Consider the following 25296-nt stretch of genomic DNA (forward strand, 5'->3'; position numbering starts at 1 on the left):
AGAAATGAAGAATTTACTTTTTGTTGCTTTGATATTTTTATTTCCATCTTCCTTACTTGCACAAAGGTTAAGGGGAGAAGAAATAGAATCACTTAAAATAGCTTTTTTCACTCAAAAACTGGATCTATCTCCGGAAGAGGCTAAGATTTTCTGGCCAATTTATAATAGTATGCAGGCAGAACAAAATGCCCTGCGCAAAGAACGCATGCAAAAAATGATCTCTTTCAGAAAAGTGGATGAAATTGATAATTTAACCGATGCACAGGTACAGGGCTTAATTACCAGCGAATTTGATTTTAAACAAAGAGATCTTAATCTCGATAAAAAATATTACAACAAACTTAAATCGGTATTGCCAATAAAAATTGTTGGGAAGTTTTACCGGGCTCAAGAAGGTTTTAAACGCGAGTTACTCAACCGATTTAAAGGCGGCCAAAAGCAATAAAGAAAAAGACTTACAACAATGTAGGTCTTTTTTGTTTTAAAGCACTCTTTCATTTCCGTACTTTTGTGCTATGCTTACCCAACGTCAGTTGTTTTTACAACACAATGCACAAACCTCTCCAGAGCCACTTATGCTCGAATTTGTAAGGGCAAAAGGAATCTACATTTACGATGCGCAGAACAAAAAACACATCGATCTTATTGCCGGTATCGGTGTTAGTAATGTTGGTCATTGCCATCCTGCGGTAGTGAAGGCCATTCAGGATCAGGCAGAAACCTATATGCACCTCATGGTTTATGGCGAATATGTACAAACTCCCCAGGTAAATTTTGCCAAAGCACTTGCCGAAATTTTACCCGAAAGCCTAAGCTGCACCTACTTTTTAAACTCTGGAACCGAGGCTGTTGAAGGTGCAATGAAACTGGCTAAACGTTATACTGGCCGAAAAGGATTTATTGCCTGCAAAAATGCTTATCATGGCAGTACGCAGGGTGCAGAAAGTTTAATGGAAAGTGATTTTTATTCTTCTGGCTACGGCCCTTTCTTGCCACATGTAAGTTTTATTGAGCATAACAACCTTGCTGACCTCGAAAAAATTACTACAGAAATTGCTGCTGTTTTTATTGAACCTATACAAGGCGAAGCCGGAATAAGGGTTGCTGATTTAAAGTATATGCAGGCTTTACGGGCTAAATGCACAGCAACAGGCACATTATTAATTTTCGATGAAATACAATCAGGTTTTGGCCGCAGCGGTAAGATGTTCGCCTTTCAACATTATAATGTGGTGCCAGATGTGCTATTGTTGGCGAAGGGAATTGGAGGCGGAATGCCAATCGGCGCCTTTATCAGTTCATTAGCGATTATGTCGGTATTATCACATACACCAATCTTGGGTCACATGACTACCTTTGGAGGTCATCCGGTTTGCTGCGCTGCCGGGTTGGCTACTTTACGCACCTTGGCTGATGGTCATATCGTTGATGAAGTTGAAGAAAAAGGTGAGTTGTTTAAACAGCTTTTAAAACATCCTGCCATTAAAGAAATCAGGGGCAAAGGTTTAATGCTTGCGGTTGAGTTTGAGAATTTCGAGATCAATAAAAAAATCATCGATGCCTGTATTTTAGATGGCGTATTGTCAGACTGGTTTTTACATTGCAGCAATTCTATGCGGATTGCCCCTCCACTAATTATTACTCAAGAAGAAATTAAAGAAGCTTGCAAGACCATCTTAAAAAATATTAACTTAGTTGCAGGGTAAAAGCATAGGGCATAATAAAATGCTGAAAAATAAAACTACTAACTGTTAGCTGAAATGAATGTATTAATCGTTGAAGATGAAAAAAGCCTGGCGCTTGAAATGGATGAATTCTTAAGTAAAGAGGGATTTATTGTAGAGCATGCCTGGAAAAAATCTTCCGCTGAAGAAAAGATATTTGTAAATAATTACGATTTTATTTTATTAGACCTGGGCTTACCAGATGGTGATGGTTTTGAAATTTTAAAACAGTTAAAAGCCATGAAAGATCGCGATGACGCTGTAATTATCTTAACCGCCCGTAGTGCTGTTGATGACCGTATTAAAGGCCTTGATGAGGGCGCAGATGATTATTTGCCAAAGCCATTTTCACTAAACGAACTCTTAGCTCGAATGCACGCTATTACGCGTAGAAAACATAAATTAGAGAAAAACGAGGTAAACGTTCACAATTTCATGCTCAATATCCAGAATAGAACTGTCTCTTTTGGTGATGAAAGATTAAACCTGACCAAAAAGGAGTTCGAGATATTTAACTATCTGGTGTTGAACAAAAACCGCGTGGTATCGAGAATGAGTTTAACTGAACATGTTTGGGGTGATATTTTAGAAGTCAATTCTGATTCAAACTTTGTTGATGTTCATGTTAAAAACTTGCGAAAAAAACTTGCGGGGATTAGTCCGATAGATTGGTTTGAAACGGTAAGAAGCATAGGTTATAGGATTAATTGCTAGGAGTCGGGAAGTCAGGAGTCAGAAGTCCGAAGATTAAGAGGTTGATAGTTCATAGTTTAATAGTTTATAGACTATAGCCAAACTGCTAGTCATAGTTGATTGATAATAGCTTCAATAATTATAATTTATAAACGCTATGCTATTTAACTATGAACCATCAACCATAAAACCATGAACCATAAGGTAAGTTAGGTTTGAACCTTTGGTGGTTAGCCCTTAGCGTCAATTAACCAATTTAAACAATTAACCCATCGATAAATAAACCCTTGTCCATCTTACATAAAACATCATCCATCTAAATGAAGTTACAGGTTAAGTTTTCTTTATATAATGCGGTAACCAAAATTGCCATCATCCTGGTATTAGGTGCTATCATTTTATTCTCATTAGACAGACTTGCCTACAACCAGCTCGATAACCGTTTAATCAAAAAGAAGAACAAAATCATCAAAAATTTAAATGATAATGAGATCGACAGCCTTTTAAATAAAGAACAATCATTTACCGACTATAATATTTTAAAGGAAGAATTTATTGTATTAACGGATATACCCGACAATCAAAAAGATTCTACTGCAAAGGTATTTACCGAAAAAAGAGAGATAGAGGGCGACATTGAAGTATACCGCATTTTAAACTATAAATTCTCTTACCATACAAACTGGTACAACCTTGAGATTGGGGAAACAATGACAGCACTTCAATCTATTAAAAATTCGATCCGTTTTTACATGCTGATTGTACTGGTTGCCGCATTGTTAATTACCCTCGTGGCCGACTTTACCTTCTCTAACTTTCTGCTCAAACCATTTTACCGCATTATTGATAAAAAAATCAACCTGGTTGATGATCCTACGCATTATAATTACCAGAATATACCTACCAGTACCAGTGATTTTAAAATCCTCGATAATAGCATAAACTCTTTAATGCGTAAAATAAACACACTTTTCGCTTTAGAAAAGCAGTTTATCGCCAATGTTTCGCATGAACTGCTTACTCCTATTTCTATTTTAAGTACGCGGTTTGAGAATATGCTCAATACACCAGGTATTCCTATTGAACACGAAAATAAGCTATATGCATCATTAAAAACCTTGAACCGCTTAAAGGTAATTATCAATAGTTTATTACTCATTTCGAAAGTTGAAAACAACCAGTACCTAAAAACAGAAGAAATTAGCCTCAAACAGGAAATCGATGATATATATGAAGACCTGGAAGATCGGATAGCTGATAAAAACATCAGTTATAGTGTCAATCTTTCAAAAGACTTTCATTTTACAGGAAACAAAGCGCTGATACATACCCTGTTAATTAACATCATCAATAACGCAATTAAATATAATGTTGATAGCGGAGCTATTACCATAAACGATAAAACGGAAAATGAACAATATATTCTCACCATCAGCGATACCGGATCAGGGATGAGCCCAGCCCTGGTAGAAAATGCTTTCGATCGTTTTAAAAGAGGAAATAGCGAAGAAAATGGCTTTGGTTTGGGGCTGGCCATTGTGCAAAGTATCGCCAGATTCCATAAAATAGATGTCGATATCAAATCTGAAGAACATAAAGGAACGAATATTTCCTTATCTTTTTCAAAATGATACGCTGCAGATAATGTTATCACCCTTTTGTAAATACACGCTTATAATCAAACTGGTAAGGATATGAAAGACGGGAAGGATGATATTTTTGGCAAGGCCTTTGCTTACTAATAAAATCAATCCGATAAGCAAAAAACATATCTTAATGAAAAACATCATCCCAATACTTGGAGCCGCAACTTTATTCATGGCATCTTGCCAGGGCGGAACAGCAAAGAAAACACAAGCCAAAATAGATTCTACTATAGTAACCAATGCAGCGGCAACAACCGATTCTACTCAATGTTATCAGTACATTAAAAACCGTGATACCGCTACCCTAACACTGAAGACAATTGACAATAAGTTAACAGGCACTTTGGGCTATAATTTATACGAAAAAGATAAAAATGCAGGCACTATAGCCGGGGTTGTTAAAGGCGATACTATAATTGCAAACTATACTTTTCAGTCTGAAGGCAAAACATCAATCAGGGAAGTGGCTTTTTTGAAAAAGGGCGATCAGCTAGCAGAGGGATTTGGCGACGTACAGGAAGTAAAAGGGGAAACCAAGTTCAAAAACCTAAGCAAACTAAAGTTTGATGGATCGATGACTTTTGACAAAATTGATTGTAAATAATAATACGTCGTCATCTCAATCCATAAATCGTCATTTCGACCGCAGTAGAGAAATCTTTCACATAGTTTAAAGATTTCTCCATTTCGCTGCGCTTCAGTCGAAATGACGACCTTTCTTAGCTTTTATTCTATTTGCTCACAGCATCCTTGGCTGCAGCGCTCCACTCTTCGGTTAATTTAAGCACATAATCAGAATATTTTTGAATTTCATCAGGTTTTAACTTGGCGGCCCATCCCGTTGCCTTATTTGCCCATGCAGTATATTTATCGCCTATGGCTTTAATTTCTGCAGCATTTTTACTTTTCACAGCTGCAACATATTCGTCTTTAAGTTTAGAATATTCAGCAAGCCCTTTGTTTACCTCTTCACTTGAGAAAGTTGGAACATCGGTTTTAACAATTTCAGTTGTTTTAGTAGTCACTTTCGTTACGGTGTCTCCATTAGCAGAAATTTCGCTGGAGTCTTTGGTCGTTTCCGTTTTTTTGGTACTATCGCAAGAAACTAGTGTAGAAGCCAACAGGCCTATAGAGGCGATAGATAAGATGGTGTTTTTCATGATTAATTTGGGTTTTATGCTTAACAGACTAATATGATGCCAAATCATAAAAAATCCGGTCAAATATTTAAATATTGTGACCGGATATCTTAATTATACTAAATATTGTTATGCTATAAGTCTTCGAAGCGTTCCCAAAAACCATCAACAGGCAGCTTTGCAAATATGTTTACAGGTTCTTTTTTTACCGGGTGTATAAACTGTAAGCGACGGGCATGCAGGCAAATACTTCCTTTTCTGCTTCCCCGAGGATAACCATATTTATTATCGCCCATTATCGGACAGCCCATTGAGGATAACTGGACCCTGATCTGGTGTGAGCGGCCTGTTAAAGGATCAACTTCCAGCAGGTAATAATCGCCTACCTTGGCTTTAACTTTATAAGAAAGCTCGGCCCGCTGACTGCCGGTAACTTCTGTATTATAATAAGAAACCACATTTTTTTGTGGGTTTTTAACCAGCCAATGCACCAAAGTAGCCGACTCTTTTTCTGGCTTGTTCTTCACCACTGCCCAATAGGTTTTCTTTACTTCTCTATTTTTAAAAACGGCATTCATCCGCTCCAAAGCCTTACTCGTTTTGGCAAATAAGATTACGCCACTCACCGGCCGATCTAAACGGTGTACCACCCCTAAAAAAGCACCATTAGGCTTATTGTACTTTTTAGCGATATACTTTTTTACCTGCTCATCCAAAGGCTCATCGCCGGTTTCATCAACCTGTACAATATCACCTGCCCTTTTATTAATAGCGATTAAATGATTATCTTCAAAAAGGATGTCGTTATCGGTAATTGGCATCGGTTAGTTTATTGGTTCATTCGTTATTAGTTCATTTGACAAAGCAAATCGTCTATTGCGAATTCTATTGGTTAATCTGTTAGTTGTTTAAAGCTGGATAGTTTATCTGTGTTTGAAAAAACTCCAAACTCAAAACGCCTAGCTCCAAACTTAGTATTGTTCTTTCTCGTTAGGGAAATCGTTTCCTTTCACATCACGGATATAAGATTGCGCCGCACCTAAAATTTCATCGTACAGGTTGATGTACTGGCGTAAAAAGCGTGGTTTAAATCCTTTGGTTAAACCAATCATATCATTTACTACCAAAACCTGTCCATCACAGTTTGGTCCGGCACCAATGCCGATAGTTGGAATATGCAGACTCTCTGTAACTTCTTTGCCTAGGGCAGCAGGAATTTTCTCCAATACAACTGCAAAACAACCAGCAGCCTGTAAGGCCAAAATATCTGTTTTTAACTTATTTGCTTCTTCCTCTTCTTTTGCACGAACGGTATAGGTTCCAAATTTATAAATTGATTGCGGTGTTAACCCCAGGTGCCCCATTACAGGAATTCCTGCTGTAATGATGCGTTGAACAGATTCAATAATTTCTTCACCGCCCTCTAATTTAACACCGTGGGCTCCTGATTCTTTCATAATCCTTATCGCTGAGTTCAAAGCTTCCTTCGAGTTTCCCTGATAGGAGCCGAAAGGTAAATCAACTACCACAAAAGCACGTTTAACGGCCCTGATTACAGATGCAGCATGATAAATCATCTGATCCAGGGTTATAGGCAAAGTTGTTTCATGACCAGCCATTACATTCGAAGCAGAATCGCCAACCAATAAAACGTCTAAACCTGCATCATCCAGGATGGTCGCCATCGAATAGTCGTAGGCTGTTAACATCGATATTTTTTCACCACGTTGTTTCATTTCCTGTAAAATGTGCGTAGTGATGCGTTTGATTTCTTTATGTACCGACATGGGATTTGTTTTGTGTTGCCAAAAGTATTGTTTTTTCTTTAATTAAGCTGAAAGACTAAAGGTAAAAGACCAAAGCTATCTAAGGCAAAAATCATTTTTCATTTAAATCATGCTTCACCGCTTTCTGCTTTAGTCTTTCTGCTTTCGGCTTAAACCATATTTCACTTTTCTCTTTACATTTCCGATCTTAAACCCTATCTTTGTACCCCGAAATGGAAGGGATATATTCATCTTTTTTTGCACCGTGCAAATACGGCTTTAATGCCGAAAGCCATTCTTTTTTCAACTCTTTTTTAAATCAAAATCCATATTGTAATCACCATGACTAACTACACCAAGTTACCTGCGATTTTATTACTGGCCGATGGCACAGTTTTTTACGGCAAAGCGGCCGGAAAAATTGGGACTACTACTGGCGAAATTTGTTTTAATACCGGGATGACAGGTTACCAGGAAATTTTCACAGATCCAAGTTATTTTGGACAGATAATGGTTACCACCAATGCACATATTGGTAATTATGGTATCCATAAAGATGAGATCGAATCGGGTTCGATCAAAATTGCTGGTTTAGTCTGTAAAAATTACAATATTGTTTATAGCCGTAAAGAAGCAACAGAATCGATCCAGGATTATTTCCAAAATGATAATTTAGTTGCCATTTCTGATATCGATACTCGTGCATTGGTTCGTCACATTAGAGATAAAGGCGCAATGAACGCCATTATTTCTTCTGAAATCACTGATTTAGAAGAATTAAAGCAAAAGCTGGCTGAAGTACCATCAATGGAAGGTTTAGAGCTTTCTTCTAAAGTAAGTACGAGCGAACCATATTTTTATGGTAACCCTGAAGCGAGCTTAAAAGTGGCTGCCCTTGATTTAGGTATCAAGAAAAACATTTTGCGCAGCTTTGAAAACCGCGATATCTACGTTCAGGTTTTTCCGGCCAAAACTACTTTTGCCGAAATGGAAAAATTTGGCCCAGATGGCTACTTTATTTCAAACGGCCCTGGCGATCCATCGGTAATGCCTTACGCTGTAGAAACCATCAAAGATATATTAGCAGAAGATAAACCTTTGTTCGGTATCTGCTTAGGTCACCAGTTATTAGCCGAAGCTAACGGTATCGGTACCATGAAAATGTTTAATGGTCACCGTGGATTAAACCACCCTGTTAAAAACATTATCAAAAACCACTGCGAAGTTACTTCGCAGAACCATGGATTTGGCGTAATTCCAGATGAGGTTAGAAACTCTGATAAAGTAGAAATTACACACGTTAACCTGAATGATAAATCAATCGAAGGAATCCGTGTAAAAGGTAAAAAAGCTTTCTCGGTTCAATATCACCCGGAATCTTCTCCAGGCCCACATGATTCACGCTACTTATTCGATGATTTCGTTGAAGTAATGAAAGGCGAGCTGGTTTGGTAAGGTTAAGGCAGAAGGTTGGAAGGCGGAAGGCTGGAAGGCTGAAGGTTTAAGGTAAAAGACTAAAGCATAAAGACCGAAGCTTAAAGGCCAAAATACAATAATAAGATCTGCGGATTTGCGGCAAAAATAAAGCTGCCGATCCGCAGATTTCTTTTATAACCTATTTTCGCCTGCTTAAAACATCATTTTACCGACATTTTCCGTTAACTGTATTAAAATTCATTTCCTATTCATTTAAAGCTGCTTACATTCGCAACATGGAAACAAAAAAAGCCATTATCAGTGTTAAAGACCTGGTAAAAAAATACGATGATTTCGTGGCCGTTCAAGGGCTTAGTTTTGAGGTGTATGAGCATGAGATTTTCGGTCTGCTGGGTCCTAATGGCGCCGGAAAAACCACTACCCTCGAAATTATCGAAACATTGAGAGCTAAAACATCAGGTGAAATTATTGTTGATGGTTTTTCTGTTGATAAACAGCCGCAGGATATTAAACAGATTATTGGTGTACAATTACAGGCAGCTGGTTATTATCCGAATCTAAACCTGATCGAACTGATTGAACTTTTTGCCGGGTTATATGGCGCAAACATTAAACCTATGGAAATGCTGGAGAAAGTGAATCTTCAGGATAAGGCTAAAGCCAAATACAAAGCACTTTCAGGCGGACAAAAGCAGCGTTTCTCTATAGCCACAACACTCATCAATCAACCAAAAATTATTTTTTTAGATGAGCCTACAACAGGACTGGATCCACAGGCGCGCAGGAATCTTTGGGATCTGATTAAAGAAATCCGCGATGCGGGAACAACCGTGGTTATCACCACACACTATATGGACGAGGCTGAACAGCTTTGCGATCGCGTTGCTTTTGTAGAACGCGGACAAATTATCGCTCTAGATACGCCTGATAATTTAATAGACCAATTAGTAAATAGCGGTTTTGAACGTAAAAAAGAGGTTAAAAAGGCCAATCTGGAAGATGTTTTCATCAACCTTACCGGGCAAGAGTGGCGTGAATAGTTTAAATTTCAAGATCTTTTGAAAAGCAAGTGCAGTATTCTAATCAATGTTACTCCCGCTTTTCGTTGCAATCTTTTTGCAAATATTCATCAAGTAGTTAACAGATACTCGGCAAAAAGGATTTACACTTCAATCGGGTTTAAAAACATAAAACAGTGCAACTATTAATCAAAATAGTAAATGAAAAAATATAACAACCTTACAGCAACCCTGGCCCTTGCCAAAGCGAGTTTCCGGTCGATTATGCGGAGTCCATCGGCAGTGGTATTTACCCTTGCTTTTCCTTTGATATTTATCCTTGTCTTCGGATTTTTAGGCGGCGGTGGAACCCGTATCGATGTTGGGGTAACACCAGGCTCTGATATAAATAACCCGGTAATGGGTATGCTGGAAAAAACAGGAATGATCCGTTTGGTAAAAGATAAATCAAAAGCCGAATTTGATAAATTACTTGAAAAGGGTAATGTTGATGCGATGATTGATGTGCACAGAAAAGTAAATTCTGCCGCCTATTCGGTTAATGTGGTTTACACCTCTGCATCAAGAGATAAAGGTGGGATTTTAAAATCGGTTTTAAACAATATTTTTTACGATAAAACCTTAAAGCCAACTGTGGCTGAAATAAAAGAAAGCACGATTACTGGCCGTGAGTATAAAACCATTGATTTTATTCTTCCAGGCCAGTTGGGCTTTTCGCTATTAAGCACAGGCGTTTTCGGAACAGCATTCGTTTTTTTAAGTCTGCGCCAAACCCTGGTAATCAAGCGTTTTTTCGCAACCCCGGTAAGGCGTTCGAGCATTGTCATTGGCGAAGGAATTGCCCGTATTGGATTTGCCTTAATTGGTGCATTATTTATCATTTTAATTGGCCATTTCTTCTTTGGCTTTACCCTGGTACATGGCGCACTCACGGTCGTCAACATGCTTATACTGGCCACAATGGGTATAATCGTATTTATGGGCTTTGGCTTTATTATTTCGGGTATTGCCAAAAGCGAAAGTATGGTACCTCCAATATCAAATATTATTACCCTCCCACAGTTTTTACTATCGGGAACATTCTTTTCTATCGAGGCTTTTCCAAGTTGGTTACAGCCGATTAGCCGGGCTTTGCCACTTACCTATTTAAACGACGCTATGCGTAAAGTAGCTTTTGAAGGCTTAGGCCTATGGGATGTAAAATTCCAGATTATGATCTTATTGCTTTGGGGTATTGGCATTTATGCAGTAGCGGTAAAAGTATTTAAGTGGGAATAAGCATCTTAAAACATTTTAAAATGATAACGTAACGTTATCATTTTTTTTTGAATAATTACTTATATACCTTAGTCAATAAAAACTACACCTTAAGAAGCATCGATATCCTTGCATGGCTTGGTATTGCGAAGTATTGAAGATGATTATGCTGGCCGTTTAAGAAATGGCGGAGTACGTATTGTAGGCGCAAACTTTACACCACCCAATGCAAAAAAGTTTCTGATTTATTAGATCAACTGATCAAGTTTATTAACGATAATCCACTGGGTTTAAATGATATTGTATTGTCTACTATTTTCCACCATAAACTGGTTTGGATTCATCCTTTTTTTGATGGGAATGGGCGTACCGTAAGGCTTGCAATGAATTTACTACTTATGCGAAATGGCTTCCCTCCTGCTATCATCCTCAAAAATGACAGAAAGAAATACTACGAAGCACTTAATCAAGCTAACAAGGGCAATTATCATAAACTTTATTTATTGATGTTGCAGGCCTTAGAGCGCTCGTTAAATATCTACATAAATGCATTGCCTGGAAACAATTATGGGGATTATGAACCTATATCACATATCGTTTCAGAACCAGATGTTCCTTATGGCCAGGAGTATGTGAGCCTATTGGCAAGGCAAGGCAAAATAGATGCCTATAAAGAAGGCAGAGATTGGCTTACCACAAAACTGCTGTACAAAGTTATATCAAAACACGCAAGAGAAAACGTTAACCTTTTTTAACTTTTCGGTGAATGATATTGCTGTAATTTTACAGAAAAATTTTTAATGAAAAGTTTGATCATCTTTTGCAGTATTTTACTGATTGCCAATACTTCGAAAGCACAGTTTAAATTCCTGGCAAATAACAGTTCTGACCAATACAAGGCTAAAATTTTCGTTGATAAATGTGAAGGGAATGCTTGCAGCGGAAAAGCCACTATAATTGTTTATGATAAGGTTACAGACCGTGAAATAGATACTTTTCATTCAGATGGTCTGGAGTTTGGTTTAACCGAAACACAGAATGCTAAACTCGGGTGGCTGGAACTTGGCAAATATCAAACCCCTTTAATTTTTGGCGATTTTAATTTTGACGGCCTTGAAGATCTTGCGATCAGAAATGGTAATAAAGGTGCTTATTCGAGTCCATCTTATGATGTTTATTTGGCGGCAGCAGAAAACAAATTCCTACCAAACAGTGAACTCACTAAACTGGCAAGTGAAAATTTAGGGATGTTTGATGTAGATAAAAAAACAAAGCAAATTGCTATTCATCAAAAAGATGGTTGTTGTTTTGATAAAACCATCAACTACAAATTTGACGCTAAAAACATACCATACGAAGACTCATCAGTAATTGAAGATTCGAGCATTGCTGATATTGTTACCGTGATTACTCAGAAAATTGTTGACGGAAAAATAAAAAGAACCGTGCAAAAATTTAAGATGAAAGATTATTATAATCAATAAGTCGAATTTTAAACCACAGATGCACACAGATAAACACAGATTTCTAGGTGTCGTTTCCCTGAATTAATTTCAGTGTCTATTGTAGAAAAAAATGAGGTTGTATTATAAGTTTATTTCTCATCGAATCGTAGCGTTGAGCCTTTTTCTAGTGGTGCCGTTCTCACTACGACACACCAATAAGTTTATTGTTTAGGGTCTTAGCGGGATGCTAAGACCAGATTGCGAACCACGGAGTGTTCAGCGAAGCTAAATCTGCTTAGATAGATCTCTCCATTTCGCTGCGCTTCAGTCGAGATGACGACTTTTCAATTTAAAGTGCTGCTTTTACCAAAAACGGCAATATTTCTTTCTGGAAACTTACAAAGTTTTTACGCACATCTGAATCGCTAACTGAAGTAAATGCAAATGAAAACACGATACTTTTACTGGCTTTTAACAGAAATGCCAGACCTTCTCTTCTTGCCGGATTATTCTTAAAGTTATCCAGTTGCAGATAAGCGGCTAACAATAAGGCTTCAAGCTGATCTGATAAATGTTTTAAAAACTCCTGCGAGTTTGCATTTTCACGAACAAAATCCCAGCCGATAAACTCATTACACGCAGTAAATGATAAGCGACTTGTTTTCATCACCAGTGCTTTTAAGTGCTCTTCTTCTGAAGCGTAACTTAATTTATTGTGCAATATTTCGTACAGGTTCTGATCGAGGTAATCCATCAGAATACTATCTAAAACCTGCTCTTTGCTCTCAAAATATTTGTAAATAGTTGCTTTGGCAATACGTGCTTTTTTTGCAATTTCATTTACACTGGTTTTATGGTAACCATATTTCCTAAATAGTTCTTTGGCAGCCTTCTTAACTGTTTCTTTTATTTTTTCAGCTTCCATTTTAATTGCTTACGTGTAATAATGTGTTGCCTTGCAAAGAAATATTATAGGCTTTTAAACTTTTTTCGGCGGGTGCTTTTTGTGGACTTCCATCAAGCAGTGAAAATTTAGCTCCAGAACAAGGGTCGGTTGCTGTTACACCACTATCATCAGGCGCTACCTTGCAGATCTTCTCCGGGTTTACGGTACTGCAACGATCGAAGGCTACATATCCTCCAAGTGGTGTTTTTACGATCAGTAATCCCCCTACTCCGTTGTTTGAAACTACCAGGACATTATTTATTGCTTTTAAGCTAAACTCAGTTATCGTTACATTATAATTTACAGGCACATCAGGAATGTAACCTTCATCTTTACCGCAACCTGTAGCCATTAGCAGTACAAATAATATACTGTACAGATATTTCATCATTAAATTAAAGCCGATTTAAATTGCTTTAAGAAACGTGCATCGTTCTCAGAGAATAAGCGCAAATCTTTAATTACATATTTCAGATTGGCAATACGTTCTATTCCCATTCCGAATGCAAAGCCACTGTATTTTTTTGAATCAATTCCACAGTTTTCCAAAACATTTGGATCTACCATACCACAGCCCAAAATTTCTACCCAACCACTGTATTTACAAAACTGGCAGCCAGCACCTTTACAAATGGTACAAGAAATATCCATTTCTGCAGACGGTTCGGTAAAAGGGAAATATGACGGACGGAAACGTACTTTGGTACCTTCTCCATATAATTCCTGAACAAAATAAAACAAAGTCTGTTTTAAATCGGCAAATGAAACATTTTCATCAACATACAAACCTTCCACCTGATGAAAAAAACAGTGTGCACGGGCAGAAATGGCTTCGTTACGGTAAACACGGCCTGGCATAATTGCCCTGAATGGTGGCTGGCCTTGCTCCATCATGCGTACCTGTACCGAAGATGTATGCGTACGTAAAGCAATATCGCCTTTCTCTCCGCCTTTTTTGATAAAGAAAGTATCCTGCATATCTCTGGCAGGATGCTCTTCAGGGAAGTTTAGTGCCGAGAAATTGTGCCAGTCATCTTCAATTTCAGGACCCTCTGCTACCGTAAAACCAAGTTTGGCAAAAATCTCTACAATTTCTCTCCGTACCAAGGCTAAAGGATGGCGTGAACCAATCTCGAAACCTTCACCAGGCAGAGTTAAATCCAATTGTGAATTTTCACTTTTAGTATCAGTGCTTTCGGTTGATTCTTTTAAAGTTTGATATTTTGATTCTGCAAGTTGTTTAAATTCGTTTAAAACCTTGCCCAACGATCTTTTTTCTTCAACAGAAACAGATTTGAATTCGTCGAAAATCTCTTTAATGATACCTTTGCTTCCTAAATATTTAATACGGAATTGCTCTAACTCGTCTGCTTTTTCAGTTACGAAAGCATTAATTTTATCGGTATATTGTGTTATTTTGTCCTGTAACATGGCTTCAAATATACAGCAAATTATCTAATAATTTTAAGCTAAGCGGGTTCAAATAATCTGTTTACAATATCCTTATAAAAGAAAATGAACCCATAAACTACAAAAGCCACTTAAAGCGGCTTTTGCAGTTATAGTTGATCTATAAGTTTAAATCACACCTAATTCTTTACCCACTTTGGTAAACGCTGCGATTGCTTTATCCAAATGATGTTGCTCATGTCCGGCTGATAACTGTACACGGATCCTTGCTTTACCCTGAGGTACCACAGGGTAAAAGAAACCAATTACATAAATTCCTTCTTCTAGCATTTTAGCAGCAAATTGCTGCGCAATTTTAGCATCGTATAACATTACCGGAACAATAGGATGGAAACCTGGTTTAATATCAAAACCGGCTTCGGTCATTTTCTCACGGAAATATTGAGTATTGCTTTCTAATTTATCTCTTAATGAGGTCGTTTCGCTCAACATATCCAATACTGCAATTGATGCCCCTGCAATAGCCGGAGCAAGCGTATTAGAAAATAAGTAAGGACGTGAGCGCTGACGTAACATGTCGATAATTTCTTTCTTGCCAGAAGTAAAACCGCCTGATGCACCACCTAAAGCTTTACCTAAAGTACCGGTAATAATATCAATACGGTCCATTACATCAAAATGCTCGTGTGTTCCACGACCGTTTTTACCAATAAAACCCGTACAGTGTGATTCATCAATCATGATCAATGCCTCATATTTATCAGCTAAATCTGCAATTTTATCCAAGGGAGCAACAGATCCATCCATAGAGAAAGCCCCATCGGTAACAATAATCCTGTGTCTGCAATCTTTGGCAGCGATTAATTGTTTTTCCAAATCTTCCATATCGGCATTTTTATAACGGAAACGTTGTGCTTTACACAAACGCACCCCATCAATAATGGATGCATGGTTTAACTCATCAGAAATAATAGCATCTTCGGCATTAAACAATGGTTCAAAAACTCCACCATTTGCATCAAATGCAGCAGCATATAAAATGGTATCTTCAGTACCTAAAAATTTGGAAATTTTAGCTTCCAGCGCTTTATGCACATCTTGCGTTCCACAGATAAAACGCACTGAAGACATTCCATAACCATGATCGTCGATTGCTTTTTTAGCTGCTTCTATCACTTTTGGATGAGAAGAAAGGCCTAAATAATTATTTGCACAAAAGTTAACCACTTCAGCACCACCGCTTACTTTTATGTCGGCACCTTGAGGTGTAATAATTATACGTTCGCGTTTAAATAATCCAGCGTTTTCGATTTCTTCAAGTTCTTTTTGCAGAACAGGTTGTAATGTTTTATACATGGCCTTTTGATATGGTTGTTTTGACGTCAAAGTTATAAAAAAAAGTCTTTCCTAACCTGGGAAGGCAATTTTTACTCCTTATTTTGCTTACAAATGTTTGATTGATCAAGTAATTTTGATTGCTTATGTGATATTATTTTTAAAAACCAGCTATCCAGATTATTTTTTCGATCTTAACAAACTTTAACATGCAACAGCATTAGCTATCTAGGGGTGTTGTTGATGGCGCTGCTGGAGAATATGCGGCCTATAAGTTAGAAGCTCTAGCTAATACATATTATTTAAATAAAGCGCTTGCGCGCCAGGACGGAATTTGATGCTGTTGGCGCTTTTAAAAATGCAATTTCGCCATTTAAAAACGGAGAAATGACAAATGCAGGACGTGCCGTAACTAAGCATCCGGAATATTTTGGTTTTAAATAACTAAAGAACTAAGGCAAGTTTACAGACTACCGGAACAATTAAGCAATTTAGCATCACCAGCCATTAAAGATATTTTGCGATATGGAACTAGAACAACTGGAGCGGGCGGTTGATATCCAAATGGAGAAAGCAGCTAGTTGGGGAATAGATGGAACTTTCATAGGATTTAGAGGAACAAAATAGATAAAAACAAATGAAAAATATTAGAATAGAAGAAATAGGTGATATAAATTTTGATTACCCATATTTAGAAGTTTTTTTCAAAGACAATAAAAATCCTTTTTTGGAGATAGGAATTTCAGAAGAAAGGCAATTGTTATTCAAGCTTTATTCTTCAAAGGTAGATGTTTCCTTAAGTTTTGAAGATTTAGAATATATAATTAATACGGCCAAAGATTTTTTACCGCAAGCATTAGAAAATGAAGATGATTTTTTGAATTTTTAAAATTAGTATATAAAAAATATTCACTTAGAGAATAATATTAATATGGCGTTAAGAAGAAGAGTGAAATATATAAAACTAACTCCATAGAACACCGTATTAGTTATTTTGGATAGATTTGTATGAAGGTGAGATAGGAAAACTTTTCTTTTGAAACCTTGAATTCTGGTAAATTATGAAAAAATTAATACAGGTTTTATTAAATTTAATTGACTTTGCAAGAATTTTCGGATTAAATGAGGATGATTTGAAAAATGCAAAAGATTATTTGAGATATCAGGAGTTTGGATTGTGTTTTGACACGATAATAACACAGATGTATGAATACGATATAGAAATAGAAAATGACTTTTATACTTTAATCTCTAAAATTGGAGACAAGATGAAATTAGAAAATGAAAATTATTCTTTTATGAAAGAGTTAATAGTAAATAAAAGCATTCTAACTCAAGCCGAACAAGAACAATTGGCAAAGATTATTTCAGGGCTTAATAACTAATAATAAAATCAAAATCTAGAAGAATAAAATGTTAAATCTTATTTGTAGATAATGTAGTTGCTTCAAAATAAAAATATTCTTCCTAAAAACGAAAATTCATTTTTTTTCGATCTTAACAAACTTTAACATAGAACTATGTGCAGAAAGAATATACTTTTAACATTTCAAGATGGCCGTGGTGGCAAAAATTGAACAACTCAAGATGGAATTTAACGAATTATACTGGCATGACTCAGTAATAAAAAGAGTTGAAGTAGATAGGTCCAACCCTGGTATACACGATACCATTGTTTTTGAGATAGATTGGTACGACATTGGGATGGGAAAACTTTATTTCGAAAACGTTTACTGGATCCGTTTGGATATGAATTTTGGGATTGTGGCTGATGAATGCATAGATGATGCTTTTAAAGCTTCAGATGATGATGTTGACCTTGCTAGATTTAACAGAAAATGGAATGGACTAATTAATGAAAATTTGGCTTGTTACGTAATTAAAACAGCCTCCACCGGGAGTGAATTTAAAATCATTGCAGGCCATTTTAGAGTTGATAAAATTTAGACACTCCAGAATCGATTTAGAATCCCCCCAAATGAAACCCACAAAATTATGCTAAAGTAAGCTAACCAAGAGCCATCGGCAATGATTATTTCAAAACTTTTTGTATAACAATAAAATCAATTGGAGGCACAGAATCATATATTTGATTTTCGATGATGTAATTACCTTAAAATAAAAATATTCTTCCTAAAAGCGAAAATTCATTTTTTTTCGATCTTAACAAACTTTAACATACACCTGTGTGTATAGTCTTAAAGTTATTCGATATTTATAGCTTACTAATCTAACGTATGATAAGAATTTGCGCGCTCCTGTTTTTTTGCGGCCTCACCAATTTTGTATTTGCACAACATTTTACAGTTACCGGCATTATTAAAGATACGAACGGACAACCTGTTCCATTTGCATCGGTTTATTTAAAAAGCACTACTTCTGGAACCTCTGCAAATATTGACGGAAAATATTCGATTAAGCTGAAAAACGGTGAGCATACCTTAAGTTTTAGAGCTGTAGGTTACAAACAGCAAGAGCATATTGTAAATGCATCGGCAGATCTTGTGCTTAATGTAGCACTAACGGCAGAAAGTTATACTTTGGAAAATGTTAACATCAGGGCCAATGCCGAAGATCCTGCTTATGCCATTATCCGTAAGGCTATTAAAGAGCGAAAAGTACATTTAAATGAAGTGAAAACATTTAGTTGTGATGTTTACATTAAAGGAGTGCAAAGGTTAAAGGGTGCACCGAAAAAATTCTTCGGACAGGATATACAGAAAATTTTAGAATTGGATACCAACCGGAAAGGTATTATATACCTGTCAGAATCGCAGAGTAAGTTTAATTTCAGACGGCCAAATGATGTGCATGAAGAAATGATCTCCTCAAAAGTTGCGGGTAGGAACAACTCATTCAGTTTTAACAAGGCATCGGATCTGATCATCAATTTTTACGATAACTACCTGCTCGAAAACAAATTAAGTTCAAGAGGATATATTTCACCAATTGCAGACAATGCGCTCTTCTATTATAAATATAAATTACTGGGCGAAAGCAAGGAAAACGGAGAAATCATCCATAAAATAGAAGTGATTCCCCGCCGTGAAAACGATCCTGTTTTTAGGGGGATTATCTATATTATTGACGATAGCTGGAGAATTTACAACACAGATGTATACCTGACCAAAAACGCAGGGATCAATTTTATCGATACACTGAACATCAGCCAGCAGTTTACCAAGGTTAACGAGGTTTACATGCCTACTGCTATTAATTTTCAATTTGCAGGTAATGTGCTGGGATTTAAAATAGCTGGTTATTATGTGGGGATTTATAGCAATTATAACCTAGACCCTAAATTCCCAAAAAACTTTTTCAGTGGAGAAATCTTAAAAGTTACCGAAATGGTGAACAAAAAAGATTCCGTTTACTGGAAAAATAACAGGCCTATCCCTTTAACGGAAGATGAAAAAATCAATTATGTAAAAAAAGACAGTATTGCAAAACTAAAAGAATCAAAAAAATATCTTGATTCTCTCGAAAGAGAGAATAATAAATTTGGTATTGGTAAGCTTTTGCTCAGGGGGGTAAGTATTAATGATCGGTATGACAAGGAATATTGGCAATTCGACCCGGTATTAAAAGCCATATTCTACAATACTGTAGAAGGATTTGCCATAAAATATGGTGTGACCTACAGAAAGGATTTTGAGAATAGAAGATCTTATTCTATCCGACCTGAATTGCGGTATGGTTTTGCCAACCAGAAACTTACCGGAAGTTTAACAGGAAGTTATTACTACAATCCACTCAAGAGAGCAAGTGTAGGTGCATCTTTCGGAAACGGTATCTTTGATTTGAATAATTTAGGCTCAATGACACAGCTGGGTAACACGATCAATTCGTTATTTTATGAGAAAAACTTCGCCAAGTTTTACGAAAAAAGTTTTATCAATATCAATACCACCCGCGAACTGGCCTCTGGCCTGCAGGGAAGTGTGGCTGTAGATTACAACCGGAATAAAAGCCTCACCAATAACTCAACCTTTAAATTTATAGATGCTAAAGACCGGGAATTTACTTCAAACAACCCTTTCAACCCGACCGAAGACACACCGCTTTTCCCAACCTATAATTCTTTTAGCGCAACGGCAAGTTTAACCTATACTTTCGGACAGAAATACATTACCCGTCCCGATGGTAAGTTTTACACGGAATCAAAATTCCCTAAAATTACGGTATTATATAAAAAAGGATTTAATGGCGTATTGAACAGCGATGTTGATTACGATTTCGTGAAGCTTGAGGTTTCTCAGGACAGGATCGGATTCGGATTATGGGGTTACACTTCATTTTTGGCTGGTGTAGGCAAGTTCCTAAACAACAAAAACATGTATTATCCTGATTTTAAACATTTCGCAGGTAACATCTCCACCATCTTCCCTCCCAATTTAAGGAAATTTCAATATTTGGATTTTTATCAGTTCAGCACTAACCAGCAATATTTTGAAGCCCATTTAGAACATAATTTTGCGGGTTTCTTTATGAATAAAATTCCATTGTTGCGTAAAGCAAAGCTTGAAGAATTTATCGGTGGAGGTTATTTATCTTCTCCAGAAAAAAGGAATTACAAAGAATTTTACTTCGGTATTCAACGTCTGGTATTGCGGGCAAGTTACGGCTTTGCTTACGATGGCGCAACCAAGTTAACGCAAGGTTTCAGGATATCTTATGGCTTCTGATAAGGCTTAAGGTGTAGGGTATAAGGCGTAATAATTAAATAATTTAACCACAGATAAAAAGGATGCACACAGATATAAAAATTCGTGTTTATCTGTGCGCATCTGTGCTTAAAAAACCTATATTCTGAAAACAGGAGTTAAAAACCTTCCAACTTAAGCCTTCTACCTTCCACCTTTTTTTATTATCTTTGCGCCGCTTTAAACGCCGTTTGCAACGGTATCAACAGCGTTATGAAAAAATATCAGACACTACTTTACTATTGCTATAGTTACATAGCAGAGGCAGAACAATTTGCTGCCGATCATCTTAAATTCTGTAAATCGTTAGATTTAGTCGGGCGTATTATTGTTGCCGACGAAGGTTTAAACGGTACCGTTTCTGGTACTGCTGAAGCCTGTAAAGCCTATATGGAAGCTATACATGCTGATGAAAGATTTGCCAAAACTGAATTTAAAATAGATGATGTTGAAGAACCTTCGTTTCTGAAAATGCACTGCCGTTATAAATCAGAAATTGTTCATTCTGGTTTAAGAGATACTTCGATTATTGATCCGAACAAACAAACGGGTAAACATTTAGAGCCGGTAGATTTCATGAAAATGAAAGATGATGAGGATGTAATTATCCTTGATGTGCGTTCTAATTATGAGCATAACCTTGGTAAGTTTAAGAATGCATTAACGTTGGATATTGAGAATTTCCGCGATTTCCCTGAGCAGATTAACCAGCTTGCCCAATATAAAGACAAAAAAATATTAACCTATTGTACCGGAGGTATTAAATGTGAAAAAGCATCTGCCCTATTATTGCACCATGGTTTTAACGATGTATATCAGTTGCATGGTGGCATTATTAAGTACGGGAAAGAAGCTGGTGGTAAAGACTTTGAAGGCAAATGTTATGTTTTCGATAACCGCATTGCTGTTGACGTAAACGAGGTGAACCCTAGCATTGTTTCGGTTTGTTATAACTGTGGCAAAACTACACCAAAAATGATCAACTGTGCCAATCCAGAATGTAACGAGCACATTACCCAATGCGATGATTGCGGTAACGAACTTCAGGGCTGCTGCTCAACAGCATGCACTACGAACCCGCGTAAACGCCCTTACGATGGTACAGGTTATTATGTGAAGGTTCCGCAGCCGGTAGCGGTGAAAATCGGTTAATGGTTCATAGTTTTATGGTTGATAGCCTATAGCCATATTTACTATTGGTTCATGGCCCGTGGTTTGTAGCCAAGAGTAATTAAACTTAGCTAAAATTCAAATAATTATAAGCCATAATATTGAGGGAGATGATTATATTTATTTCAAATTCAATGTTATGGCTTTCAAATTTGAACAACTAAAAGTTTGGCAAATCTCATTAAATCTCAGTAACGAAATAGACATTATTGCTAAAAACTTCCCACGGATAGAGCTATTCAGTCTCTCCAATCAAATTAAAAAAGCAGCAGATTCAGTAAACCTTAATATTGCTGAGGGCTGCATGGGCCAGTCAAAAGCTGAGTTCAGAAGATTTCTAAACTATTCTGTCCGATCTGGATTAGAGGTAGTGAGTTGTCTTTTTATGGCTTCATCAAGAAATTATATCACGGAATCTGAATTTAAAAGGTTATACATGGAATACGAGCAGCTTTGTAAAATGATTTCAAAGTTGAAGACTTCACTTTAAGAAAGGTAATTTATTTTTGGCAATGGTCCATGGTTGATGGTCAGATAGCCGTATTTTTATAAATTCCGCTTACACAAAGCATTTGTCACTAAGTCAAGACGACATGCCTAAGCAATTTGGCTATCAACCATGAACTAAAAAACCATCACGCCCAGGCAATCATTTAACTCTATCCTATATTAAACAATTTTTCACTTACTTTGTGTAATAATGGCTTTATCGAGTAACCATTTTATGCTAAACTATTTCCGTTTTTTATTACTGCTTTCCTGTTTTACTATAAGCGCCTATGCATCAGAAATTAAAAGCATTGGTGTACCCTATATCGAAAATTATCCTAAAGCTGTTTATTCATCAGGAAACCAGAACTGGAGTATAGCAAAAGATAAAAATGGAGTGATGTACTTCGGCAATGCAGAAGGATTGTTAACTTTCGATGGCCGTTACTGGCAGAAATACCAGTTGCCAAACCGGCAGATTGTAAGAGCAGTAGCAACAGATAACAAAGGAAGAATTTATACAGGCAGTTTTGGTGAATTTGGTTTCTGGGCGATTAAAAACAATAAATTAAGCTACAACTCGCTCATCAATTTATTGCCAAAAGGCATTAAAATAAATGACGAGGTATGGAAAATTTATGTTGACCAGGACCGGGTTATCTTTCAGTCTTTCTCCAAAATCTTTATTTATAAAAACAATAAAATCGAAGTGGTAAAATCGCCATCTTCTTTTTTGTTTTTACATAAAGTACGTAATAAGTATCTTATTGAAGTGCTTGAAAAAGGCTTATTCGAACTGGTTGGCAATAAATTGATCCACATTCCGAATAGTGAAAAGCTGGGTAAAGAAGGTATCCTGTCCATCCTTCCCTATAAAACCGATGGTCTTATTATTGGCACCAGTAAAAACGGTTTGTTTACTTACGACGGGAAGGATTTTGCGCCCTTAAACACTTCAGCCAATAGCTATTTAAAAACCTATCAGCTTAATAACGGGGTAAGTTTACTCGGCAAATATTTCGCTTATGGCACCATCCTCAATGGGTTGATTATTATAGATGAAAATGGAAGGCTTGTTCAGCGCATTAACAAATCGAGCGGTTTACAGAACAACACGGTTTTAAGTTTATACGCTGATAATGAACAAAACCTCTGGACCGGGCTTGACAATGGAATCGACAGGATAGAACTCAACTCTCCCCTATACTTCTATTTTGATAAAACCGGCCAGTTTGGAACCGTATACTCCAGTATTATTTTTAACAGTAAAATTTACCTTGGCACCAATCAGGGTTTATTTTATAGTGAGTGGTCGCCTGATAATCTCCTGCCCTTTAATTTTAGGTTGATCCCGAATTCGCAAGGACAAGTCTGGGAACTGACCATTATTGATAATGAACTGATCTGTGGCCACAATAGCGGTACATTCAAAGTAAATGGCGATCAAATTAACTGGTTATCCTGGTCTGCCGGCGGATGGACAATCAAAAAGCTAAACTCCAATCCAAATTACCTAGTTCAAGGCACCTATACCGGACTTTCGCTTTTTACAGAATCTCCGGGTTCGGGATTAAAGTTTGTAACAAAGATTGCTGGATTTGATGCGCCATCGAGGTATGTAGAACAAGATAATAAAGGTGATATATGGGTAGCACATGCCTATAAGGGTTTATACAAATTGAGTTTAAGCCAAAATTACAGCAACGTAACCAGCGTTAAATATTTCGACGAAAAGAATGGTTTGCCGGGTAATTATAACATCAATATTTTTAATTTAGAGAATAAGATCGTTTTCTCTTCTGATGCAGGTTTTTATACTTATGATGAATTAAGTGATAAATTCACCAAGTACATTGCATTGAATAAAGAGCTGGGGTCATTTCAATCATCCAATAAAATTATCAATGCTGGCGGCAAAAAATATTGGTTTATCAACCATGGTAAAACGGCTTTGGTTAATTTTAGTGAGCCAGGCAAGGTAGAAATCGATTCGAACCAGTTCAGCATTTTAGATGGCCGAATGGTACAATATTATGAAAACATCAGCCGCATCAGCAGTTCTATTTACCTGATTAGCGTAGATGATGGTTTTGTGATTTATAACCCAACTGCGCAACTCAACCAACAGAAACAAAAACTTCCTGCCGTTCTGATCAGGCGGGTAGAAGATATTACAGATAAATTTTCGCTCATTAGCGAGGCTGGGAACAGTGAGGAAGCAACTGAGATGCAGAACAGCCGTAACAATATCCGTATTTCTTACGCACTGCCCTATTACCGACAGGCTAAGGTTAAATACCAGATTTATCTTGAAGGTTACTCCCGTACCTGGTCTGACTGGAATTACGCCACCCAGAAAGATTTCACCAATTTAAGTGCTGGAAACTATGTATTTAAGGTTAGGGCAAAGATAGATGACAATACGGTGAGTGAAGAAACCGTTTATAAGTTTACCATTTTGCGCCCATGGTACCTGAATAACTGGGCCATACTGCTTTATGCCATCCTTTTTGTGATCGTATTGATTATGGGGAAGAAAATTTATGAAAGGAAGCTGCAAAGGGATAGTCAGAAAATAAGCGAGCGCTTGCAGGCCGAACAGGAAGAAATATTAAGACAGGAAGCAGAAACCAATGAGAAACAGATCATCAAACTTCAAACAGAGAAACTTCAGGCCGAACTGGCTTCAAAAAACAGGGAGCTGGCCAATTCTGCCATGACATTAGTCTATAAAAATGAGTTGCTCCAAAAATTAAGCGACGAGATCACTAAGTTAAAGGATGAAAATGGCAAGAAACTTTCTGACGATCAAACCCGAAAAATTCAAAAAGTAATCAATGATGGCATGAACGACGAGCGCGATTGGCATTTATTCGAAAATAGCTTTAACGAGGCGCATGAAAGTTTCTTCAAGAAATTAAAAGCACAGCATCCCGACCTTGTTCCGAATGATTTAAAGCTATGCGCTTACCTTAGGATGAACATGAGTAGCAAAGAAATGTCGTCGTTATTGAACATCAGTTTACGTGGGGTAGAAATCCGCAGGTACCGCCTCCGTAAAAAGCTCGAAGTACCTCATGATAAAAACTTAACCGAGTTCCTGATGGAACTTTAATA

At 37.0% G+C, this 25296-nt stretch carries 23 protein-coding genes and 1 pseudogene; 17 read left to right on the forward strand and 7 right to left on the reverse strand.

Annotated elements, in window-relative coordinates; genetic code table 11:
* Nucleotides 1-4: 4 nt before the first annotated feature.
* The 5 genes from ACUN24_RS24700 to ACUN24_RS24720 all read left to right on the forward strand — a co-directional run bounded on the left by ACUN24_RS24700 (nucleotide 5) and on the right by ACUN24_RS24720 (nucleotide 4667).
* On the forward strand, nucleotides 5-445 hold the full coding sequence (locus ACUN24_RS24700) for a hypothetical protein (protein WP_219075626.1): 441 nt from the start codon (nucleotides 5-7) through the stop codon (nucleotides 443-445).
* A 70-nt stretch (nucleotides 446-515) separates the two neighbouring features.
* On the forward strand, nucleotides 516-1706 hold the full coding sequence (locus ACUN24_RS24705) for an aspartate aminotransferase family protein (protein WP_445564911.1): 1191 nt from the start codon (nucleotides 516-518) through the stop codon (nucleotides 1704-1706).
* A 54-nt stretch (nucleotides 1707-1760) separates the two neighbouring features.
* Nucleotides 1761-2438: a response regulator transcription factor gene (locus tag ACUN24_RS24710; RefSeq protein ID WP_315421399.1), complete on the forward strand. Its 678-nt coding sequence runs from the start codon at nucleotides 1761-1763 to the stop codon at nucleotides 2436-2438.
* Between the two features lie 299 nt (nucleotides 2439-2737).
* Nucleotides 2738-4048, forward strand: a complete 1311-nt coding sequence (locus tag ACUN24_RS24715) for a sensor histidine kinase (RefSeq protein WP_445564912.1) — start codon at nucleotides 2738-2740, stop codon at nucleotides 4046-4048.
* 145 nt (nucleotides 4049-4193) lie between these two features.
* A complete protein-coding gene (locus ACUN24_RS24720) occupies nucleotides 4194-4667 on the forward strand; it encodes a hypothetical protein (protein ID WP_445564913.1) in 474 nt (157 codons plus the stop codon).
* 127 nt (nucleotides 4668-4794) lie between these two features.
* On the opposite strand, the gene ACUN24_RS24725 is transcribed toward ACUN24_RS24720, so the two are convergent.
* From ACUN24_RS24725 to panB, 3 genes are all read right to left on the reverse strand, one after another.
* On the reverse strand, nucleotides 4795-5223 hold the full coding sequence (locus ACUN24_RS24725) for a hypothetical protein (RefSeq protein WP_445564914.1): 429 nt from the start codon (nucleotides 5221-5223) through the stop codon (nucleotides 4795-4797).
* 113 nt (nucleotides 5224-5336) lie between these two features.
* On the reverse strand, nucleotides 5337-6023 hold the full coding sequence (locus ACUN24_RS24730; protein ID WP_086547465.1) for an RluA family pseudouridine synthase: 687 nt from the start codon (nucleotides 6021-6023) through the stop codon (nucleotides 5337-5339).
* 150 nt (nucleotides 6024-6173) lie between these two features.
* Nucleotides 6174-6989, reverse strand: coding sequence for a 3-methyl-2-oxobutanoate hydroxymethyltransferase (gene panB / locus ACUN24_RS24735; RefSeq protein WP_193425949.1), 816 nt, complete (start codon nucleotides 6987-6989; stop codon nucleotides 6174-6176).
* Nucleotides 6990-7310: 321 nt separating this feature from the next.
* On the opposite strand from panB, the gene carA reads away from it, so the two are divergent.
* From carA to ACUN24_RS24760, 5 genes and pseudogenes are all read left to right on the forward strand, one after another.
* Nucleotides 7311-8423, forward strand: coding sequence for a glutamine-hydrolyzing carbamoyl-phosphate synthase small subunit (gene carA, locus ACUN24_RS24740; RefSeq protein WP_121283573.1), 1113 nt, complete (start codon nucleotides 7311-7313; stop codon nucleotides 8421-8423).
* A gap of 257 nt (nucleotides 8424-8680) precedes the next feature.
* Nucleotides 8681-9445, forward strand: a complete 765-nt coding sequence (locus ACUN24_RS24745; RefSeq protein ID WP_121283574.1) for an ABC transporter ATP-binding protein — start codon at nucleotides 8681-8683, stop codon at nucleotides 9443-9445.
* A 180-nt stretch (nucleotides 9446-9625) separates the two neighbouring features.
* Nucleotides 9626-10702 carry an ABC transporter permease gene (locus ACUN24_RS24750; protein ID WP_315421415.1) on the forward strand — a complete coding sequence of 359 codons (1077 nt, stop codon included), beginning with the start codon at nucleotides 9626-9628 and terminating at the stop codon, nucleotides 10700-10702.
* A 215-nt stretch (nucleotides 10703-10917) separates the two neighbouring features.
* Nucleotides 10918-11436, forward strand: a pseudogene (locus tag ACUN24_RS24755) (Fic family protein); the annotation flags it as partial.
* Between the two features lie 45 nt (nucleotides 11437-11481).
* Nucleotides 11482-12165 (forward strand): XAC2610-related protein, encoded by a 684-nt coding sequence (locus ACUN24_RS24760; protein WP_445564915.1) that lies wholly within the window; start codon nucleotides 11482-11484, stop codon nucleotides 12163-12165.
* A gap of 310 nt (nucleotides 12166-12475) precedes the next feature.
* Here the strand turns inward: ACUN24_RS24760 and ACUN24_RS24765 are convergent, their stop codons facing one another.
* The 4 genes from ACUN24_RS24765 to kbl all read right to left on the reverse strand — a co-directional run bounded on the left by ACUN24_RS24765 (nucleotide 12476) and on the right by kbl (nucleotide 15838).
* Nucleotides 12476-13051, reverse strand: coding sequence for a TetR/AcrR family transcriptional regulator (locus ACUN24_RS24765; protein ID WP_121283578.1), 576 nt, complete (start codon nucleotides 13049-13051; stop codon nucleotides 12476-12478).
* Nucleotide 13052: 1 nt separating this feature from the next.
* Nucleotides 13053-13463: a hypothetical protein gene (locus tag ACUN24_RS24770; protein ID WP_445564916.1), complete on the reverse strand. Its 411-nt coding sequence runs from the start codon at nucleotides 13461-13463 to the stop codon at nucleotides 13053-13055.
* Nucleotides 13463-14503, reverse strand: a complete 1041-nt coding sequence (pheS, locus tag ACUN24_RS24775; RefSeq protein ID WP_121283580.1) for a phenylalanine--tRNA ligase subunit alpha — start codon at nucleotides 14501-14503, stop codon at nucleotides 13463-13465. Before pheS ends, ACUN24_RS24770 begins: the two co-directional genes overlap by 1 nt.
* A 147-nt stretch (nucleotides 14504-14650) precedes the next feature.
* Entirely contained in the window at nucleotides 14651-15838 is a 1188-nt protein-coding gene (gene kbl / locus ACUN24_RS24780) for a glycine C-acetyltransferase (RefSeq protein WP_132402572.1), read from the reverse strand.
* Nucleotides 15839-16454: 616 nt separating this feature from the next.
* Here kbl and ACUN24_RS24785 point away from each other — a divergent pair.
* The 7 genes from ACUN24_RS24785 (at nucleotide 16455) to ACUN24_RS24815 (ending at nucleotide 25294) form a co-directional block, all read left to right on the forward strand.
* Nucleotides 16455-16706, forward strand: a complete 252-nt coding sequence (locus ACUN24_RS24785; RefSeq protein ID WP_445564917.1) for a hypothetical protein — start codon at nucleotides 16455-16457, stop codon at nucleotides 16704-16706.
* Between the two features lie 172 nt (nucleotides 16707-16878).
* On the forward strand, nucleotides 16879-17202 hold the full coding sequence (locus tag ACUN24_RS24790; protein ID WP_445564918.1) for a MafI family immunity protein: 324 nt from the start codon (nucleotides 16879-16881) through the stop codon (nucleotides 17200-17202).
* Nucleotides 17203-17404: 202 nt separating this feature from the next.
* The gene (locus ACUN24_RS24795; RefSeq protein WP_445564919.1) at nucleotides 17405-17764 is read left to right on the forward strand and encodes a hypothetical protein; all 360 of its coding nucleotides are present in this window, start codon (nucleotides 17405-17407) and stop codon (nucleotides 17762-17764) included.
* A 290-nt stretch (nucleotides 17765-18054) separates the two neighbouring features.
* Nucleotides 18055-20502 carry a DUF5686 and carboxypeptidase regulatory-like domain-containing protein gene (locus ACUN24_RS24800; protein ID WP_445564920.1) on the forward strand — a complete coding sequence of 816 codons (2448 nt, stop codon included), beginning with the start codon at nucleotides 18055-18057 and terminating at the stop codon, nucleotides 20500-20502.
* Nucleotides 20503-20733: 231 nt separating this feature from the next.
* Nucleotides 20734-21672, forward strand: coding sequence for an oxygen-dependent tRNA uridine(34) hydroxylase TrhO (gene trhO / locus ACUN24_RS24805; protein ID WP_445564921.1), 939 nt, complete (start codon nucleotides 20734-20736; stop codon nucleotides 21670-21672).
* A gap of 157 nt (nucleotides 21673-21829) precedes the next feature.
* Nucleotides 21830-22180 (forward strand): four helix bundle protein, encoded by a 351-nt coding sequence (locus ACUN24_RS24810; RefSeq protein WP_445564922.1) that lies wholly within the window; start codon nucleotides 21830-21832, stop codon nucleotides 22178-22180.
* A gap of 234 nt (nucleotides 22181-22414) precedes the next feature.
* Nucleotides 22415-25294: a ligand-binding sensor domain-containing protein gene (locus ACUN24_RS24815; protein WP_445564923.1), complete on the forward strand. Its 2880-nt coding sequence runs from the start codon at nucleotides 22415-22417 to the stop codon at nucleotides 25292-25294.
* Nucleotides 25295-25296 lie beyond the last annotated feature (2 nt).

This window comes from Pedobacter sp. WC2501, from assembly GCF_052682415.1.